Raw genomic sequence first — 18,173 nt, 5'->3', positions numbered from 1 at the left:
GCACGGCGGTGGCGCTAGATCAGCGCGGGCAGGCCTTCAACGAGCAATACCGCGACGCCGACGCCGAGAATGACGCCGAGTACGCGCAGCAGGTTGTGACGGAACTGGGTGGCGCACGGCACCGCGCCGAGAAATAGCGCTCCGGCCAGCGCCATCGGAATCAACAGGATGAAGTCGCCGATCGTGAAATAGGTCGTCATGCGTGTCTCCAGTGTCGGCCGAAGTGAGCGCTTCAGTGCGTGCCTTGGCGGCTCCATCCCCGCGGGATATCGGCCGAAGCCGGCACGCGTGCGCTCACCCCGGCCCCATGCCGGGTGTTTCTAGTTGGTCCGGCCCGTTACGAGCAGGCCGGTCCATTCGAGTATAGGCAACCGGCGGCGTTTTTCGCTATCCGAACCATTAAAAATCAGCGGAAAGCCCCGGGAATCTCGCATTTTTCGTGCGAACAAGACGAACGCCTTGCACGCATCTTTCCCGTTCCTTTCGATTTTCGCGGAATCGTCGTATGTGTCCGATACGGGCCGCCGCACCCGCGGGCGCGGCGGCCGGCCCGCTCACGCGCGGTCGGATTGCGGGCGGCCGGCCGGCGCGCGGAACACGAGCGCGAGCCCGGCGATGATCGCGCCCATGCCGGCGAGCGCGAGCGGCTCGGGCCGGTTGCCGAGCCACGCGGCATCCATCAGCGTGGTGACGACCGGCACGAGATAGAACAGGCTCGTCACGTTCACGAGATCGCCGCGCTGCATCAATCGGTAGAACAGCAGTTGCGCGATCACCGAAATCACGATGCCGAGCCACAGCAGCGGCACGACGAACGCCCAGTTCAGCTCGAACGACACCGGCCGGAACGGCACGATCGCGACGCACAGCGCGAGGCCGATCGCGTTCTGCATCGGCAGCACGTCGGCGGGCGCCGCGCGCACGCGCTTTTGCAGCAGCGAGCCGACGGTCAGCGCGACGAGCGCCGTGAGCGCGCACGCGATGCCGGCCGCCGACAGGCCGCCCGTCCCGCCGCTCACGCCGCGACCGACGACGAGCGCGAGGCCGGCGAGCGACAGCGCGAGCCCCGCGATGCGCGCCGGCTGCCAGCGCCGCTCGACGATCGCGAGCGTGAGGATCGGCTGCACGCCGAGGATCGTCGCGAGCACGCCGGGCGCGATGCCGCGCTCGAGCGCGAGCAGATAGAAGATCGAATAGCCGCCCATCATCAGCAATCCGGTCAGCGCGGCCATGCGCCGCTCGCCGCGCGGCGGCAGCCAGCGTTTGCGCATGAAGGCCAGCACGATCAGCACGAGTGAGGCGAGCGCGAAACGGGCAGTGAGAAAGGCGAACGCGGAGGCGTGCCGCAAACCGAGTTCAGCGAAGATCGCGCCGCTGCTCCACAGCAGCACGAAGAGCGACGTCGCGCCATGCGCGGCAAGCGCGCGTTTGAACGAAACCATGTGAATCCACCTGTCGAACGGATCGAAACGTTCCATCCGCGCGCGGCAACGTGCCGTGCGTCATGACGCACGCACGTGCAGACAACGGGGCGAATGGAAGACGAAGAAGCCGGCGAGTCAGCCGGCGCGTGCCGCCGGCGGGGGCGGCGCGGCGCAGACGCGCGGCGGTGCGACAGGAGGAGGAAGGACCGACGGATGCACGCACGCCCGCGGCCGCGAGTCGAACTGCGGCCGGGATGTTGCGCGGGCGGACGTGAGCGGATGCATCGTGTCGGAATGCGATTGAACGCGAATGAAAGCCAAAGGTACCGCAAGGCAGCCGTCGAACGCAACTGCTGTCGGCGGCGGCGCATCGCGGGCGGGGCGATGCAAGACGGCGCCCGCTCTCTGGCCGATGCGCATGCAAGCTTTCGGCGAACGGAAGAAGGCGATCGGCAAGCGACGCGCGGGACGTGATGTGAGCGCCGATCGCGGGCGTGCTCCGACGATTGCGCGCGGCGCAAGCGAAGCGGGACGCGCGTTGCGTCGATCGCGCGTGCGCGGCGGCGCCGGACGGTTTCGGTAGGCAGCCGCATTCGACAGGGTATGATGGGGGTAACCGGGCGGGCAAGTGCATGCCCGGCGCAGTGGTTGATTGGAGACATTCGACGAATTCGCGGCACTTCGCCCGCTTCTTCTTCTTTTCGCGCTTCGATAAACCGTGAACAATGGGATCACGCGCAACGCTCCGCCGAGAGCGGCGCGGATCGTGCATTTGCCGGCTCGCCAGCGGGCCGGGTTTCAAGATTCAAGAGTGGGGAACCATCATGCATATCGGGTCGATCGTCTGCACTACCCATATCGCGGTGCCGAAGGGCGCGCGCGGCATCGTCCAGCGCATCCTGGGCGACATGGCCATGGTGACCTGGTACGCGGGCGTGCCGGGTGAGTCGAAAGAACTCAACACCGAGCCGTTCTTTCTCGAGGACCTGATCGACACCGGCGAATCCGTCTTGCCGGCCGGCGCGGCGCTTCACTAAGGACGCTCGTACCGGACGCTCGTCTTTCGGTCCGGCTGGCGGCACAATGCGGGGCATGACCGACACCACTTCCGCTCCCGCTTCTCCCGCCAGCCCGCCGTTCGCCGGCCTCACGCCCGAGTGCGTGCTCGACGCGCTCGACAGCGTGCTGATGCCGGCCGGCCTGCGCACCGACGGGCGCCTGCTCGCCCTCAACAGCTACGAAAACCGCGTCTACCAGGTCGGTATCGAAGACGGCCCGCCGGTCGTCGCGAAGTTCTATCGCCCGGCGCGCTGGTCGGACGACGCGATTCTCGAAGAGCATGCGTTCGTCGCCGAACTCGCCGCGCACGAGATTCCGGCGGTGCCCGCGCGAGCCTTCGACGGCCGCACGCTGCACGCGTTCGACGGCTTCCGCTTCTCGATCTTCGAGCGGCGCGGCGGCCGCGCACCCGATCTCGACCGCAGCGACACGCTCGAATGGCTCGGCCGCTTCATCGGCCGCATTCATGCGGTCGGCGCGACGCAGCCGTATGCCGCGCGTCCCGTGCTCGACATCGGTACGTTCGGCTACGAGCCGCGCGACTACCTGCTCGCGCACGATTTCATTCCGGATGACGTAAGGCCGGCGTACGAGACCGCGGTCGCACTCGCGCTCGAAGGCGTCGAGGCCGCGTTCGAGCGCGCGGGCGAGATCCGCCTGCTGCGCACGCACGGCGACTGTCATCCGAGCAACGTGCTGTGGACCGATGCCGGCCCGCATTTCGTCGACTTCGACGACAGCCGGATGGCGCCGGCCGTTCAGGATCTGTGGCTGCTGCTGCCGGGCGATCGCGAAGGCGCGTCGCGCGCGCTGGCGGACCTGCTCGCCGGCTACGAGGATTTCTGCGAATTCGAGCCGCGCGAGCTGCATCTGGTCGAAGCGCTGCGGACGCTGCGGCTGATCCACTATGCGGCGTGGCTCGCGCGGCGCTGGGACGACCCGGCGTTTCCGGCCGCGTTCCCGTGGTTCAACACGCATCGTTACTGGGAAGCGCGCGTGCTCGAATTGCGCGAGCAGATCGGCGCGATGCAGGAAGGGCCGCTCTGGCCCGTGTGATGGACGACGGCTGCGTGCGCGGCATCCCATGCCGTGCGGCAAGGGCCGCGGCGCGACGCGCGCGGCCCGTCTACCTCAGAACTTCAGCATCAGCTTGATCAGCGCGGCGAAGCGCTTGCCGTATGGCGGCGCGAGCAGGTTGCGCGCGTTCAGCCGCGCCTGCGTGAGCACGGGCTTCATCTTCGAGAACGTGACGAAGCCGTCGTAGCCGTGATACGCGCCCATGCCGCTCGCGCCGACGCCGCCGAACGGCAAGCTGCCGCACGCGATGTGCATCAGCGTTTCGTTGACCGTTACGCCGCCGGAGATCGTTTCGTGCATCACGCGGTCGACCGTGCCGCCATCCTCGTCGAACAGGTACAGCGCAAGCGGACGCGGGCGCGCGTTGACGTATGCGATCGCTTCGTCGAGCCGTTCGTACGGCACGAGCGGCAGCAGCGGCCCGAAGATTTCCTCCTGCATCAGTTGCGACGCGGCCGGCACCCGCGTGAGCGCGCACGGCACGAAGCGGCGCGACACGGGATCGGACTGCGCGTCGGACAGCGGATGCAGCTGCGCGCCGCCCGCCTGCGCGTCGCTCGCGAGTTGCTGCAGACGCGCGTAGTGGCGCGGTGACACGATCGTCGTGTAGTCGCCGTTGGCCGACAGGTCCGGATACAGCTTCGCGAAGCGGGTTCGCGCGCGTTCGATGAACGCGCCTTCCATCCCGCGCGGCAGCAGCACGTAGTCGGGCGCGATGCAGGTCTGGCCGGCGTTCAGCGTCTTGCCGGCGACGATCGCGTCGACGGCCGCGTCGAAGCGCGCATTCGGGCCGATGATCGCCGGCGACTTGCCGCCGAGCTCGAGCGTGACGGGCGTGAGGTTGTCGGCGGCCGCGCGCATCACGTGGCGGCCGACCTGCGTGGAGCCGGTAAACAGCAGATGATCGAACGGCAGCGCGCTGAATGCGGCGCCGACCTCCGCGTCGCCGTTGACGACCGCGACGTGGTCGCGCGTGAAGGTCTTGCCGATGAGCTGCTCGAACAGCGCCGACGTGCGCGGCGTCAGTTCGGACATCTTGATGATCGCGCGGTTGCCGGCGGCGAGCGCGCAGATCAGCGGGCCGGCCGCGAGCAGCACCGGGTAGTTCCACGGCACGACGATGCCGATCACGCCGAGCGGCTGCGGCACGACCTTCGCGCGCGCCGGGCGCAGCCATTTGTTCATCGGCTTGCGGATCGGCTTCATCCAGCGCTTGCCGTGCTTCAGCGCGTCGTCGATCTCTTCCTTCGCCATCCAGATTTCCGACAGCAGCACTTCCTGCTTCGCGCGATGGCCGAAATCGGCGCTGATCGCGTCGGCGAGCGCATCCGCATGGTCGATCAGCATCGTGCGCAGCGCGCGCAGGTGCTGCGCACGCGTGTCCCACGCCGGGTACGGTGCGCGCAGGTACGCCGCGCGCTGGTCGTGCAGCAGCGACGTCAGCGCATCGACCGACGGGCGTGCTTGCGGAGCCAGTTCGGGCAGGTCGTTCTTCATGTCGTCTCCTCCAGTTGGGCCTGGCTGGTCGGCCGGCCGTCACGCCGCACGCTCGGCGAGCGCGGCGACGCGGATCGGGTGATGCGTGTCGCGCGGCACGGGGCCGGATGCGACGGGTGCTCGAAAACCGGTTGATGCATGCGGCCGGCGTCGTATCCGCGCGACGGTGTCCGTGTCCGAAAGTCGTGCCGCACGGCAGGCGAGCACGGCTCGATGCGGTGACGCGCGGGCACGCGACGCCGTCTTGCGAGCGTGTGCCGGTGCACCGCGGCAGCGTCGCGCGACGGGTCCGTGACGGCGTGTCGCCGCGCGTCGTGCGACGGCGCCGAGACACCGTCCAAACGGTCGGCGACGACACGCGCCGTTCGATTTCGACCGAGGGCGCGCATCACGCCGCGCAGCGTCGCGCGGGCCGCCGTTTGAAATGAAATGCGGGCCGCGCGCTTGACCTCTGGATCACCCGGTCGGCACGCGGCCTGCAGGATCTGGCGCTGCATCGTCATTCTTCCCGTTTCGCGACGAATCGGCTTCTCGTGGCCGGTGCATCGCGCGAAGCGCATCGACACATCTTAAATTTAGTTCACGCGGGCGTTTAGAGGAATCGCTCTTGAATCGGCGCGCCGCGCACGGGACGGCCATTCCTACAATGCCCCGAGGGTCTGTTTGCAGATGGAACACGCATGCGTTGCCGCGAGAACGGCCGCTCACGAGGCACGCGACGCCGCGAATACCGACGTATCGCCAAGGAGCACAACGCGGCGAGCGGCCGTTCTCGTGGCAACCCCAAATTGAAAAGATCATGTCACGGGAATGCCCGAAATCGCCCGTCCGCCAAGGGGACTTCCTTCGGGGCGTATGGCGGCGTCGCTCGTCGCTCCTTGCCCTACGAGCGATTTCGGGCATTCGCATGCGTGTTCCATCTGCAAACAGACCCTCCAAAGAGGAGACACGGTCGCGCGGCAGTGCCGGGCGACCTCCATGACACGACGGAGACGTGACATGCAATACGACTACATCATCGTGGGCGGAGGTTCGGGCGGAGCGAGCCTTGCCGGCCGTCTCGCCGATGCCTGCCCCGATGCGACGATCGCGCTGATCGAGGCCGGCTCGCATACGGAGCGCAATCTGCTCGTCAACATGCCGGTCGGCATCGCGGCGCTGGTGCCGTTCAAGCTCGGCACGAACTACGGCTACGAGACGGTGCCGCAGCCGGGCCTCGGCGGGCGGCGCGGTTACCAGCCGCGCGGGCGCGGGATGGGCGGCTCGAGCGCGATCAACGCGATGATCTATACGCGCGGCCACCCGGGCGACTACGACGAGTGGGCGCAACTGGGCGCGACGGGCTGGGGCTGGCAGGACGTGCTGCCGTATTTCCGCCGCGCGGAAGGCAACGAGCGCGGCGCGGATGCATGGCACGGCGCGGACGGCCCGCTCACGGTGTCCGATCTGCGCTTTCGCAATCCGTTCTCCGAACGATTCATCCAGGCCGCGCATGCGGCCGGCTATCCGCTGAACGACGACTTCAACGGCGCGACGCAGGAAGGCGTCGGCTTCTATCAGGTCACGCATCGCGACGGCTCGCGCTGCAGCGTGGCGCGCGCGTATATCTACGGCCGCAACCGGCCGAACCTGCACGTGATCACCGATGCGACGGTGCTGCGCGTCGGCTTCGACGGCAAGCGCGCGGTCGGCGTCGTCGTGTCGCGCGACGGGCGGCTCGAGACGCTCGGCGCGCGTGCGGAAGTGATCCTGTCGGCCGGCGCGTTCAATTCGCCGCAACTGCTGATGTGTTCGGGGATCGGCCCGGCCGAGCAGTTGCGCCGGCACGGGATCGCGGTCGTGCACGATGCGCCGGACGTCGGCGCGAACCTGATCGACCACATCGACTTCATCATCAACACGCGCGTGAATTCGTCGGAGCTGGTCGGCGTGTGCCTGCGCGGCATCGCGAAGATGACGCCGGCGCTCGTGCGCTATTTCTCGCGCCGCACGGGGATGATGACGAGCAACGTCGCGGAGGCCGGCGGCTTCATCAAGAGCGACCCGTCGCTCGAGCGTCCCGACCTGCAACTGCATTTCTGCACGGCGCTCGTCGACGATCACAACCGCAAGATGCACTGGGGCTTCGGCTATTCGCTGCACGTGTGCGCACTGCGGCCGTTCAGCCGCGGCACGGTCGCGCTCGCGAGCGGCGATGCGCGCGATGCGCCGCTGATCGATCCGCGCTTCTTCAGCGATTCACGCGACCTCGACCTGCTGGTGCGCGGCACGCAGGCGATGCGCCGCATCCTGTCGCAGGCGCCGCTGGCGTCGCAGGGCGGGCGCGAGCTGTACACGCGGCCGGACCAGAGCGAAGCGGAGCTGCGCGCGACGATCGTCGCGCATGCGGACACGATCTATCACCCGGTCGGCACCTGCCGGATGGGCTCGGATGCGCGCGCGGTCGTCGATCCGCAACTGCGCGTGCGCGGCGTCGACGGATTGCGCGTGGTGGATGCGTCGGTGATGCCGACGCTGGTCGGCGGGAACACGAATGCGCCGTCGGTGATGATCGGCGAACGCGCGGCGGACTTCATCGCCGCGGCGCGCAAGGGCGGCGTGCCGCGCGGCGAGGCGGCCGCGGCGGTGCACGGTCGCTAGACGCGGCGCGCGCACGGCAGCGACCATGCTCAGGCAAACGTATCGACGAGGCCGGCGCGGCTCACGGGTGCGGCGACCGGTGCGGATCGCGCGGCGTCGACGGGTGCATCGACGGCTGACGGTCCGCCGTTCCCGCGTCGCGACGGCTGGCCGCCGGCGAAAGTCTGCTGCGGGTTTTGCTGCTGTTGCTGCGACGCGAGGCCGCCGTCGCTGACGGTCGCGCTGCCGAGCCCGAGCCCGCCCGCTTCCATCGCCTCGCGCAGCTTCGGCAGCGCGGCTTCGACCGCGTCGCGCACCTGCGCGTGCTGCGACACGAACAGCGCGTGCGCGTGATTGTCCGCGACGCGCAGCACGACCTGCAGCGGCCCGAGATCGGGCGGGTTGAGCGTCAGCTCGGCGCTCTGCTGGTGCGCATTCGACAGGAACACGACCTTCTGGCTCAGCGCATCCGTCCAGTCGGCCGTGCCGACGTGCGGCGCGAGCGCGTGCGCGTTGGCGGCGGCGATCGCACCGGCAGCCGGCGACAGTTGCAGGTTCGCCTGCGCGGCGGCCGTGGCCGCCGCGCCTGCCGCGAGCGTCGCGCTGGCGGCCGGGTCGGTTGCGTTGCCGGCTGCCGCGAGCGCGTGCTGTGCGCCGGATTGCGCGTTCGCGTCGGCCTGCAGCGTCTGCGGCGTGACCTGGGCCGGCGTCTGCTGGGTGGCGAGCGCGCCTTTCGCGTCGGCGAGCGTACGGTCGAAGGTCGGGACTTTCGGCGTGAGCGGCGCGGCGGCGTTCGACGTGGTCGCGGCCGGCGCCGTCGGCGTGGCGGTGGCGCTCGTGCCGGTCGCAGGCATCGCAATCGCGTTCGCACCACCCGTCAGCTTGGCGAGCGCCGCTTGCAGCGCGTCGCGGCTCGATGCCGGGTCGGTTGGCAGGGCGGCTGCGTCCTGGGTTGCATGGTCGGCGAGCGTGGCCGCGGCGTCCGGCTGGCCCGGCACGGCCGTCTTTTGCGCGGCGGCAGCGCCAGCCGCCGCGGCCGTGGTCGTCGCGTCGGCCGGCGTCGCGGTGTCCGGGCGCGCCTGCAGTTGCGCCTGCACGGCCGCGGCAGCCGCGAGCGCGGCGGCATCGGGGTTGGCGGTGGCGGTGGCGTTCGCGGCCGTGGCGTCGGTTGCGTCGTCGTCGTCCGTGCCGGACGGCTTCGCACCGGCGGCCGGCTTCGACGCAGCCTGTTTGGCCGGCACGTCCGGCGCACCGGTGCTGGCCGTGTCGCCGCGCGTGGTGACGCTTTGCTTCAGCGTCTGCGCGAACGGCACGGCGCTCGCGGCAGCCGGCGCATCGTTGGCAGTGGCGGACGCGCCCGGGCCGCGGGTGGCCTTGAGTGCGGCGCCGGCGGTGTCGAGCAGCGCGCCGAGCAGGGGCAGGGGAGGCATGACGGTTCTCTCGTTCGAAGGCGGTGGTCGGTTACGACGAGCGGGCCGCGTCGGCCCGCATGCGCAGGATCTTCGCGGCATGTTCGTCGGCGTCGCGCTGTTCGCGCCGGGCGTCGCGCTTCGCCTCCTGCGCGACGCCGCGCGCCTGCAGGATTTCATACGAGCCGACGGTCCGTTTCTTCTGCTGCCAGTTCGGGCGCGCCTCGTCGATGCGGACGTCGGCCGCGGCGAGCACGGTGCGCTGCTGTGCGATCGCCGCATCGAGCGTGTCGATGAACGCCTGGAAATTGCGCCAGTTGCCGGCCGGCATCCCGCTCTGCGCGGATTGCGCGAAGCGCGCGTGATATTCGTCGCGGTAGCGCAGCAGCGCGTCGAGCTGTTCGGCCGCCGCGGTGCGGTCGCGCTGCGCGGTGCCGAGCTGCTTCGCGGCCGAGTCGAGGTCTTCCTGCGCACGGTCGAGCAGCAACTGAAGGGGAAAGCCGTGGGCCATCGGGATCAGCCTCCGTAAGCGTCGAACAGCGCATCGAGCGCGGTGAGGCTCGATGCGAACGGCGCGCATTCGCGAAAGCCCTGCTGCAGGAAGGCCTCGATGCGCGGGTAAAGCGCGATCGCGCGGTCGAGCTGCGCGTCGCGGCCGGGTGCGTAGGCGCCGACCGCGATCAGGTCGCGATTGCGCTGGTAGCGCGACAGCATCTGCTTGAACTGCCGCACGTGGTCGAGATGCGTTTCGTCGATCAGCGCGGTCATCGCGCGGCTGATCGACGCCTCGATGTCGATCGCGGGATAGTGGCCGGCCTCGGCGAGCGCGCGCGACAGCACGATGTGGCCGTCGAGGATCGCGCGCGCCGAATCGGCGATCGGGTCCTGCTGGTCGTCGCCTTCGGTCAGCACCGTGTAGAACGCGGTGATCGAGCCGCCGCCTTCGGGCCCGTTGCCGGTGCGCTCGACGAGCGCGGGCAGTTTCGCGAACACCGACGGCGGATAGCCCTTCGTCGCGGGCGGCTCGCCGATCGCCAGCGCGATCTCGCGCTGCGCCATCGCATAGCGCGTCAGCGAATCCATCAGCAGCAGCACGTGCTTGCCCTGGTCGCGGAAGTACTCGGCGAGCGACGTCGCGTACGCGGCGCCCTGCATCCGCAGCAGCGGCGACACGTCGGCCGGCGCGGCGACGACGACCGAGCGCGCGAGCCCGTCCTCGCCGAGGATCTGCTCGATGAATTCCTTCACTTCGCGGCCGCGTTCGCCGATCAGCCCGATCACGATCACTTCCGCGCTCGTGTAGCGCGCCATCGTGCCGAGCAGCACCGACTTGCCGACGCCGGAGCCGGCGAACAGGCCCATCCGCTGGCCGCGGCCGACGGTGAGCAGCGCGTTGATCGCGCGCACGCCGACGTCGAGCACATGGTGGATCGGCTCGCGATCGAGCGGGTTGATCGACGGCGCCGACAGCGGCGCGTCGACTTTCGACGCGAGCGGGCCGAGGCCGTCGAGCGGGCGGCCCGATGCGTCGACGACGCGCCCGAGCATTTCCCAGCCGACCGGCAGCCGCTTCGCGCCCGCGAGCGGATCGGCGACGGGCGCGGCCTCGAGCGGCCACACGCGTGCGCCGGGCAGCACGCCGGCGACGTCGGTGGTCGGCATCAGGAACAGGCGGTCGCCGGCGAAGCCGACGACTTCGGCTTGCGCGTGCGGCAGCGTGCTGCCGGGCGGCAGTTCGATCGTGCATTCGGCGCCGACCGACAGGCGCAGCCCGATCGCCTCGAGCACGAGGCCGGCCGCGCGCGTGAGGCGGCCGCACGGCCGCAGCGGCAGCGCGCGGTGGCTGCGTGCGGCGAGCCCGTTCAGGTGCGTGCGCCAGTGCGCGAGGTGCGGATTGTGCGGCGCGCGCGGGGCGGCGCCGGCGGCCTCGGATGCCGCGTGCGGCGAGGCGTCGAATGCGGGATCGTGCGGGGCAGCCGGCCCGAACGACGCAAGCGCGAGCTCGCGTTCGAGCGGCGTCATGCCGTCGTGCGCGAGCGCGTCGGGCGAGCGCGTCACCACGTGCTCACCTTGCCGATCGCGGCGGCGACGCGCTGCCAGCGCGTGGGCAGCGTCGCGTCGACCTCGCCGGTCGCGGCGTGCGCGCGGCAGCCGCCGCGCTCGATCGACGCGTCGGTGCGCACGTTCCAGCCGAGCGTGTCGAGGTCGTCCTGCAGATACGCCTCGACGACGGGCAGGTCGGCCGGATTCACCGCGAGATGCGGCGCGCCGGCGAGCGCCGGTTCGGCCGCGAGCACGTCGCGCACGGCGGCGACCAGCGCGGCCGGGTCGTGCTTCACGTGCTGGCGCACGACCTGCTGCGCGATGTCGAGGGCGAGCTGCGCGAGGTCGGACGCGAGATCGTGTTCGACGGCCGAGACGGCTTCGCGAAACGACGCGGCGAGCGCCGCCAGTTGCGCGGCCTGTTCGCGCGCTTCGGCCTGGCCGGCCTCGAAACCCTGTTCGCGGCCCTGTTCGAAACCGGCCTGGTAGCCGCGCGCCTGGCCTTCGACGTGGCCGGCCGCATGGCCTTCGGCGTGCGCGGCGTCGCGCACGCGCTGCAACTCCTCGGCGAGCGCGGCCGCAGCGGCCGCCGCGTCGTCGGGCGGCGGCGGGGGCGGCGGCGGGTCGAACGACGCCATCTCCCACCGCTGGTACGCGGTGAGGGTGCCCACGCGATCGCTCGCCGAATCAGACATAGGCGTCTTCCGCCTTGCCGCCGATCGCGATCGCGCCGCTCTCGGCGAGGTTGCGCACGATCTGCAGGATGCGGCGCTGCTGCGTCTCGACGTCGGACACGCGTACCGGGCCGCGCGCGTCGAGATCCTCGGCGAGCAGTTCGGCCGCGCGCTGCGACATGTTCGCGAGGAACTTCTGGCGCAGCGCGGGCGGCGCGCCCTTGAGCGCGATGATCAGCGTTTCGGACTCGACTTCCTTGAGGATCATCTGGATTGCGCGATCCTCGAGGTCGAGCAGGTTCTCGAACACGAACATCTGGTCGATGATCTTCTGCGCGAGATCGGCGTCGTACTGGCGCACGCTTTCGAGCACGCCTTCCTCGTGCACGCTCGTCATGAAGTTCAGGATCTCGGCCGCGGTGCGGATGCCGCCCATCGGGCTGCGCTTCAGGTTGTCGCTGCCGGACAGCAGGCCGGTGAGCACGTCGTCGAGCTCGCGCAGCGCGGCCGGCTGGATGCCGTCGAGCGTCGCGATCCGCAGCAGCACGTCGTTACGCAGCCGTTCGGTGAAGCACGACGCGATTTCCGACGCCTGGTCGCGGTCGAGGTGCACGAGGATCGTCGCGATGATCTGCGGATGCTCGTTCTTGATCAGTTCGGCCACCGCGGCCGAATCCATCCATTTGAGGCCCTCGATGCCGCTCGTGTCGCTACCCTGCAGGATGCGGTCGATCAGCACGCCGGCCTTGTCCTCGCCGAGCGCCTTCGTCAGCACCGAGCGGATGTACTCGTTCGAATCGAGCGACAGCGCGGTGTGCTGCTCGGCTTCCTTCACGAACTCCTGCAGCACGTCCTCGACCTGCTCGCGCGTGACGTTCTTCAGCGCGGCCATCGCCACGCCGATCTTCTGAACCTCGCGCGGCGCGAGGAACTTGAATACCTGCGCGGCCTCTTCCTCGCCGATCGACATCAGCAGCAGCGCGCTCTTGGTCAAGCCTTCAGCGTTCATCGGACACCCAGTTCTTCACGACGGTGGCGACGATCTTCGGATCCTGGCGGGCGATCGTGCGCGCGTAGTCGAGGTTGCGTTCGTAGCGGTTCTTCTCGTTTTCGAAGCCGAGCAGCAGCGGATCGGCTTCCTCCGCCGCCTTCTCTGGCGCGGGCAGGCCGTCGAGCGCGACCGTGTCCTCCGGCGCCGCGAGCGCCGGCGCGGCCGGCTCGGGCGGCGGGAACGCGCGGCGCATCGCCGGGCGCACGAACATGAAGTAGAGCGCCGCCGCGGCCGCCGCGATGCCGAGCCACTTCGCGGCTTCCTTCGCCATCGCGATCACGTCGGGCTGGCGCCACCACGGCAGGTCGGCGTACGGGTCGGTCACGGTCGAGAACGCGCTGTTCACGACGTTCACCGAGTCGCCGCGCTTCGCGTCGTAACCCATCGCGTCCTTCACGAGTTGTTCGACCTGCGCGAGCTTCGCGGGCGGCAGCGGCTGCATCGTCACGTGGCCCTTCGCGTCGGCCACCGGCTGGTAGTTGACGACGACCGCCACCGACAGCCGCTTCACGCTGCCCATCGGCTGTTCGGTATGGCGGATCGTCTTGTCGAGCTCGTAGTTGGTCGTCTGGTCCTTGCGGTCGCTGACCGGCGTGGTCTGCGGCGCGTTCTGGCCGTTGCCGGCGACGATCGGCGCGGAGGCCGGCTGCGGCGGCGTGTTCGACAGCGCGCCCGGCACGCCGGACGCGCCGCCCTGCGCGAGTTCGGTCGCGCTGCTGGTCTGCTGGCTGCGGATCGCGGCCTGCTGCGGCGTGCCGTTCGGGCCGTAGCTTTCCGAGGTCTGCTCGATCTTCGAGAAATCGAGATCCGCGCTGACCTGCGAGCGCGCGTTGCCGGCGCCGAAGATCGGCGCGAGGATCGCGTCGATGCGCTTCTGCGTGTTGTGCTCGACCTGCTGCACGTACTTGAGCTGGCTCGCGTCGAGGCCGGAAGCGGATGCGGTCTGGGTCAGCAGGTTGCCGTCCTGGTCGACGATCGTCACGTTCTTGGCCGGCATGTCCGGCACGCCGGACGACACCATCCGCGTGATCGCCTGGACCTGGCCCTCGTCGAGCACGCGGCCCGGGTAGAGGTCGACGAACACCGACGCGCTCGGCGCTTCCTTGTCGCGCACGAACACCGACGGCTTCGGAATCGCGAGATGCACGCGCGCGCCGCGCACGGCATTGATCGATTCGATGGTGCGCTGCAGCTCGCCTTCGAGCGCGCGCTGGTAGTTGATCTGCTCGGCGAACTGGCTGATGCCGAATTTCTGGTTGTCCATCAGCTCGAAGCCGACCGAGCCGCCCTTGGGCAGCCCCATCGCGGCGAGTTTCAGGCGCGTCTCGTGCACCTGGCTCGACGGCACGAGGATCGCGCCGCCGGCATCGGCGAACTTGTAGGGAACGTTTGCCTGCTGGAGCGCGGCGATGATCGCGCCGCCGTCGCGGTCCGACAGGTTGCTGTACAGCACGCGGTAGTCGGGCGCCCGGCTCCACAGCACGAGCGCGGTGATCGCGGCGATGGCGAACGCGACGGCGATCACGAACGGCAGCTTCGGGTTGCCCTTCATCCGCGAGATGCCGGGAATGCGTTCCGCGAAGCCGCCAAGCCCGAAGTCCGCGCCTGCGCCTGCGCCGCCCGCGCCCGGCAACGCGGCGGCCGCGGCGGCGCCGGGCACCGGGCTGAGGCCCGCGCGGGCGTCTGGGTTGATCAGCGAGTTGGCCTGCGAATCCATGCGTCGAGTTTCTCCGGAGCGGGACGACTGAGCTCGCTCGGACGAGCGGGCGGACAATGACACGATGCGATTATCGGGACCCGCGGCGCACTCCGATCGACCGAAAAGAGCGGGGTTTCCCCCGTACTTTCGCGGCTTTGACGCGCACCGCGCTGCTATCCTTTGTCGCGATCCGGCATGGTGCGCGTGGTGCGGCGCCGGCGGGTCGCCCGGTGTGTCCGGGTCTCTTCTCTATGTCTGGGGACAGCATGACTGCGAACGTCAGCGGAATCGGTTCGGTGTTGCAACAGATGCAGTCGATGGCCGCGCAGGCGTCCGGCGGCGTCGCGAGCCCGACGGCGGCGCTGGCCGGCGCGGGCGCGGCGACGGCCGGCACGTTCGCGAGCGCGATGAAGGCATCGCTCGACAAGATCAGCGGCGACCAGCAGCACGCGCTTGGCGAGGCGAAGGCGTTCGAGGTCGGCGCGCCGAACATCTCGCTGAACGACGTGATGGTCGACATGCAGAAGGCCAATATCGGCTTCCAGTTCGGGCTCCAGGTCCGCAACAAGTTGGTGAGCGCTTACAACGACATCATGCAGATGGCGGTGTGACGGCCATCCGGGGACGGCCGTCCGGCGACGGCTCGGGGCTTGCCGGGTGAGGCGGGCGGCCGGCATCGCTTGCCCGACGGCAGCCTCCGCGCACCTAAAGCTTTTCAAATCCCTTCCGATAACTCCGGTGAAGGCCGTCCCGTGCAACGCACGGCCGCGGCTCCTGACTAGCCAACGCAAATAACAAGGAGAAGCGCATGTTTTCCCCAGGACACGCTGGAGCCAATGCGTACGCGCGTGTCGGCGTCGAGACGGGGGTGATGGGCGCCTCCCCGCACCGGCTGATCGCGATGCTGTACCAGGGCGCACGGCAGGCGATCGCACTGGCGCGCATGCATTTGCAGCAGGACAACGTGTCCGGGCGCGGCGAGGCGATCGGCAAGGCGATCCGGATCGTCGAGAGCGGCCTGCAGGCGTCGCTGAACCGCGACGCGGGCGGCCAGATCGCCGACCGGCTCGATGCGCTGTATGCGTATATCGGCCGGCGCCTGCTGGAAGCGAACACGCAGGCGAGCGACGCGATGCTGGTCGAGGTCGACCGCCTGCTCGCGACGCTCGAGGAAGCATGGACGGGCATCGCCCCGGAAGTCGCGCGGATGGCCGCGCAACAGGTAGCGGAAGCATCACGATGAATCACAAGGCCGAATACTTCGCGCGTTACGAGGCGCTCGCCGCCGTGTCGGGCCGGATGCTGTGCGCCGCGCGCGACGCCGACTGGAGCGCGTTGCCGGAGTTGCAGGCCGAATTCATGCAACTCGTCGACGGGTTGAAGGAGGCCGATCCGGGCGTCGCGCTCGACGAGTCGGATCTCGGCCGCAAGCTCGACCTGATCCGTCGCATCCTGGCCGACGACGCCGCGATCCGCGATCTCGCGAGTCCCGACGTCGCGCGGCTGTCCGCGCTGTTCGAGGCGCGGCGCTCCACCCAGGTATTGACCGATCTGTACCGCGCGCGCGGGTAGGGCCGTGGTCCGGAGGCGGGTGCGGGGCGCCCGGGCCCGGCGCCGCACGCGGCGCGTGCCGGTCCCGCGGGCGGCACCGGCGTGCCGCGCCCCGATTCGCAACGATGTGGCTGATATAGGCAGGCTTCGATCATGACCGGTATCGACTCCGTTGCGGCCGCGCTGCTGGCGAGCCGCCTCGACAGCCTGCTGACCGGCACCGTATCGGCGCCGGCGGGCGGCGGCGCGGCCTCGCAGGTCGGCACGCCCGGCGCCGGCGCGTCGTCCTCGCCGCCGGCCGGCAGCCCGAGCGCCGCGCCGCCCGCTTCCACGCAGACCGCGCTGTCCGACGTCGGGCGCGTGCTCGACGCGATCTCGCGCTCGGGCGGCGACGCGACGCCGGCGATCGTCGGCCGGCTGCCGCTGCTCGCCGATCCCACCGTGCTGCTCACCGAGACGCCCGTGCCGGCGCGCGCGCCGGCTGCGTCCGGTCCCGCTGCGTCTTCCACGCCGGCTTCCGCTGAAGCGTCGTCCACGGCAGCGGCGCGCGATGCGGCCGCGCCGCCGCCGGTCGCTGCGTTGCGGGCGGCGTTGGCGCAGGCCGTGAGCGAAAGCGGCCTCTTCTACGAATCCCATCTCGCGCAATGGCTGGCCGGCCAGCGGCCGCTCGCGGCACTGATGCGCGAGCCGCAGGCGCGCCTCGCGACCGCGCTCGCGCCCGCGCCCGCGCCGGCCGACCCGGAAGCCGTCCCGCGCGAGCCGACCGACGTGCTCGACGAATTGCTCGCACCGCGCCCGCCGCTGCCCGCCGCCGCGCGGGCCACCGCGCAACCGCCGGCCCAGGGCGGCGCGCCTGCGCGCGACCCCGCCCAGGCCGCGCCGGCGGCCGCCCGGCCGGGCGCATCGTCGCCGCCCGACGCCGCCGATCCGCTGGCCGCGCACGCCGATGCCCACTGGACGCCCGCGCGTGCCGGGCTGGCCGCCGCATCGTCCGACCCGCAGGCGCAACCGCTCGCGCCCGTGCACCCGGCCGCCGTGCCGCTCGTTCGGCAGCAGCTCGATGCGCTCGCGACCGACCAGTTTCGCTGGACCGGCGAGGCGTGGCCCGGCGCGCGGCTCGACTGGACGATCGAACCCGACGAGCCGGGCCACCGTGCACCGCGCGGCGGCGGTGACGACGACACGGGCGACGGCATCGCGTGGCGCACGCGCCTGACGCTGACGCTGCCCTCGCTCGGCACGGTGGACGCCGAGCTGGTGCTGAACGGCGCACAGCTCGTCGCGCGGCTACGCGCGAACCAGACGGGCGCCGACCGCCTCACGCGCAACGAAGCCGCGCTGCGGCAGCGGCTCGAGGGTTCGGGGCTCAAGGTGGGCGGGCTGTCGATTCGCGCGGTCGACGACGGGCCGGACGGCTTCGACCTCTTTGCCGCCCAGGCCGCCGCCGCCGCGTACGCGCGCGGCGCGGCCGACGTGCGGGTGCCGGGCGACGACGACGAGGCGCTGTGATGAGCATGACGTCCCGCAAGCGCGCGGCCGCGCTCGTCTACGACCCGAAGGGCGGCGACGCGGCGCCTCGGGTGGTCGCGAAGGGCTACGGCGTGCTCGCCGAGATGATCGTCGCGCGCGCACACGACGCGGGGCTGTACGTGCATACGGCACCGGAGATGGTGTCGCTGCTGATGCAGGTCGATCTCGACGACCGGATCCCGCCGCAGCTCTATCAGGCGGTCGCCGATCTGCTCGCATGGCTGTACGCGCTCGATCGCACCGAGCCCGCGCCGGACGCGGCCGCGCCGCGCTTCCCGCTGCCGCCGTTGCGCTGAACGGCCTGCCGTCGCGCGGCTTCTTGCGACATGCGGCTCGTGGTCGGCGGGATCATTCCGCCGGCATCGTGCGCCGATCGATTGGCTTCGTGCTGCAACGGACACCTTTCTTTCGCGTTCCGGCGCGCAGGGAACCCGCCGTTCCGCACGCGCACGGATTGAGCCGGCTTTTGATTTATGTAATGATATCCATTCTCATTTTCATGCTGCCCGGGCGGTGCGCACTTCCTGCGCGCCGCCCGTT

At 70.4% G+C, this 18,173-nt stretch carries 18 protein-coding genes; 8 read left to right on the top strand and 10 right to left on the bottom strand.

Annotated features, from left to right (window positions below; translation table 11 throughout):
* Positions 1 to 14: 14 nt before the first annotated feature.
* Together CFB52_RS16150 and CFB52_RS16145 are read right to left on the bottom strand one after the other, a co-directional pair.
* Positions 15 to 200 (bottom strand): hypothetical protein, encoded by a 186-nt coding sequence (locus tag CFB52_RS16150; RefSeq protein ID WP_006482800.1) that lies wholly within the window; start codon positions 198 to 200, stop codon positions 15 to 17.
* A gap of 354 nt (positions 201 to 554) precedes the next feature.
* Positions 555 to 1,442 carry a DMT family transporter gene (locus CFB52_RS16145; RefSeq protein ID WP_059583981.1) on the bottom strand — a complete coding sequence of 296 codons (888 nt, stop codon included), beginning with the start codon at positions 1,440 to 1,442 and terminating at the stop codon, positions 555 to 557.
* Between the two features lie 806 nt (positions 1,443 to 2,248).
* Here CFB52_RS16145 and CFB52_RS16130 point away from each other — a divergent pair.
* Together CFB52_RS16130 and CFB52_RS16125 are read left to right on the top strand one after the other, a co-directional pair.
* Positions 2,249 to 2,461 carry a hypothetical protein gene (locus CFB52_RS16130; RefSeq protein ID WP_006477514.1) on the top strand — a complete coding sequence of 71 codons (213 nt, stop codon included), beginning with the start codon at positions 2,249 to 2,251 and terminating at the stop codon, positions 2,459 to 2,461.
* A gap of 46 nt (positions 2,462 to 2,507) precedes the next feature.
* Positions 2,508 to 3,539, top strand: a complete 1,032-nt coding sequence (locus CFB52_RS16125; RefSeq protein ID WP_059583980.1) for a serine/threonine protein kinase — start codon at positions 2,508 to 2,510, stop codon at positions 3,537 to 3,539.
* Positions 3,540 to 3,614: 75 nt separating this feature from the next.
* Here CFB52_RS16125 and CFB52_RS16120 read toward each other — a convergent pair whose 3' ends face one another.
* Together CFB52_RS16120 and CFB52_RS34630 are read right to left on the bottom strand one after the other, a co-directional pair.
* The gene (locus CFB52_RS16120; RefSeq protein WP_059583978.1) at positions 3,615 to 5,057 is read right to left on the bottom strand and encodes a coniferyl aldehyde dehydrogenase; all 1,443 of its coding nucleotides are present in this window, start codon (positions 5,055 to 5,057) and stop codon (positions 3,615 to 3,617) included.
* Positions 5,054 to 5,554, bottom strand: a complete 501-nt coding sequence (locus CFB52_RS34630) for a hypothetical protein (RefSeq protein WP_155753726.1) — start codon at positions 5,552 to 5,554, stop codon at positions 5,054 to 5,056. Before CFB52_RS34630 ends, CFB52_RS16120 begins: the two co-directional genes overlap by 4 nt.
* 502 nt (positions 5,555 to 6,056) lie before the next feature.
* Between CFB52_RS34630 and CFB52_RS16110 the strand changes: the two genes are divergently transcribed.
* On the top strand, positions 6,057 to 7,697 hold the full coding sequence (locus tag CFB52_RS16110; RefSeq protein ID WP_059583975.1) for a GMC family oxidoreductase: 1,641 nt from the start codon (positions 6,057 to 6,059) through the stop codon (positions 7,695 to 7,697).
* Positions 7,698 to 7,726: 29 nt separating this feature from the next.
* On the opposite strand, the gene CFB52_RS16105 is transcribed toward CFB52_RS16110, so the two are convergent.
* From CFB52_RS16105 to fliF, 6 genes are read right to left on the bottom strand one after another with little or no spacing between them, the layout of a single operon-like run.
* A complete protein-coding gene (locus CFB52_RS16105) occupies positions 7,727 to 9,106 on the bottom strand; it encodes a flagellar hook-length control protein FliK (RefSeq protein ID WP_059583973.1) in 1,380 nt (459 codons plus the stop codon).
* A gap of 31 nt (positions 9,107 to 9,137) precedes the next feature.
* The gene (gene fliJ, locus CFB52_RS16100; protein WP_059583972.1) at positions 9,138 to 9,596 is read right to left on the bottom strand and encodes a flagellar export protein FliJ; all 459 of its coding nucleotides are present in this window, start codon (positions 9,594 to 9,596) and stop codon (positions 9,138 to 9,140) included.
* Between the two features lie 5 nt (positions 9,597 to 9,601).
* Positions 9,602 to 11,107 carry a flagellar protein export ATPase FliI gene (gene fliI / locus CFB52_RS16095; RefSeq protein ID WP_264160265.1) on the bottom strand — a complete coding sequence of 502 codons (1,506 nt, stop codon included), beginning with the start codon at positions 11,105 to 11,107 and terminating at the stop codon, positions 9,602 to 9,604.
* A 32-nt stretch (positions 11,108 to 11,139) separates the two neighbouring features.
* Positions 11,140 to 11,823, bottom strand: a complete 684-nt coding sequence (fliH, locus tag CFB52_RS16090; protein WP_059583968.1) for a flagellar assembly protein FliH — start codon at positions 11,821 to 11,823, stop codon at positions 11,140 to 11,142.
* On the bottom strand, positions 11,816 to 12,811 hold the full coding sequence (gene fliG, locus CFB52_RS16085; RefSeq protein ID WP_050014223.1) for a flagellar motor switch protein FliG: 996 nt from the start codon (positions 12,809 to 12,811) through the stop codon (positions 11,816 to 11,818). The genes fliH and fliG overlap by 8 nt, the downstream gene beginning before the upstream one ends.
* On the bottom strand, positions 12,801 to 14,570 hold the full coding sequence (fliF, locus tag CFB52_RS16080) for a flagellar basal-body MS-ring/collar protein FliF (RefSeq protein ID WP_099316908.1): 1,770 nt from the start codon (positions 14,568 to 14,570) through the stop codon (positions 12,801 to 12,803). The genes fliG and fliF overlap by 11 nt, the downstream gene beginning before the upstream one ends.
* Positions 14,571 to 14,818: 248 nt before the next feature.
* Between fliF and fliE the strand changes: the two genes are divergently transcribed.
* From fliE to CFB52_RS16050, 5 genes are all read left to right on the top strand, one after another.
* The gene (fliE, locus tag CFB52_RS16070) at positions 14,819 to 15,163 is read left to right on the top strand and encodes a flagellar hook-basal body complex protein FliE (RefSeq protein ID WP_059583964.1); all 345 of its coding nucleotides are present in this window, start codon (positions 14,819 to 14,821) and stop codon (positions 15,161 to 15,163) included.
* Positions 15,164 to 15,360: 197 nt separating this feature from the next.
* Positions 15,361 to 15,795: a flagellar export chaperone FliS gene (fliS, locus tag CFB52_RS16065; RefSeq protein WP_059583963.1), complete on the top strand. Its 435-nt coding sequence runs from the start codon at positions 15,361 to 15,363 to the stop codon at positions 15,793 to 15,795.
* Positions 15,792 to 16,124, top strand: coding sequence for a flagellar protein FliT (locus CFB52_RS16060; protein ID WP_059583960.1), 333 nt, complete (start codon positions 15,792 to 15,794; stop codon positions 16,122 to 16,124). The genes fliS and CFB52_RS16060 overlap by 4 nt, the downstream gene beginning before the upstream one ends.
* 132 nt (positions 16,125 to 16,256) lie before the next feature.
* Entirely contained in the window at positions 16,257 to 17,612 is a 1,356-nt protein-coding gene (locus tag CFB52_RS16055) for a flagellar hook-length control protein FliK (protein ID WP_099316907.1), read from the top strand.
* Positions 17,612 to 17,929 carry an EscU/YscU/HrcU family type III secretion system export apparatus switch protein gene (locus CFB52_RS16050; protein WP_059583955.1) on the top strand — a complete coding sequence of 106 codons (318 nt, stop codon included), beginning with the start codon at positions 17,612 to 17,614 and terminating at the stop codon, positions 17,927 to 17,929. Before CFB52_RS16055 ends, CFB52_RS16050 begins: the two co-directional genes overlap by 1 nt.
* Positions 17,930 to 18,173: the final 244 nt, after the last annotated feature.

The organism is Burkholderia sp. AU18528, from assembly GCF_002223215.2.
GTDB classification, from domain to species: domain Bacteria; phylum Pseudomonadota; class Gammaproteobacteria; order Burkholderiales; family Burkholderiaceae; genus Burkholderia; species Burkholderia semiarida.
This window is presented reverse-complemented; position numbering and strand designations above follow the sequence as displayed.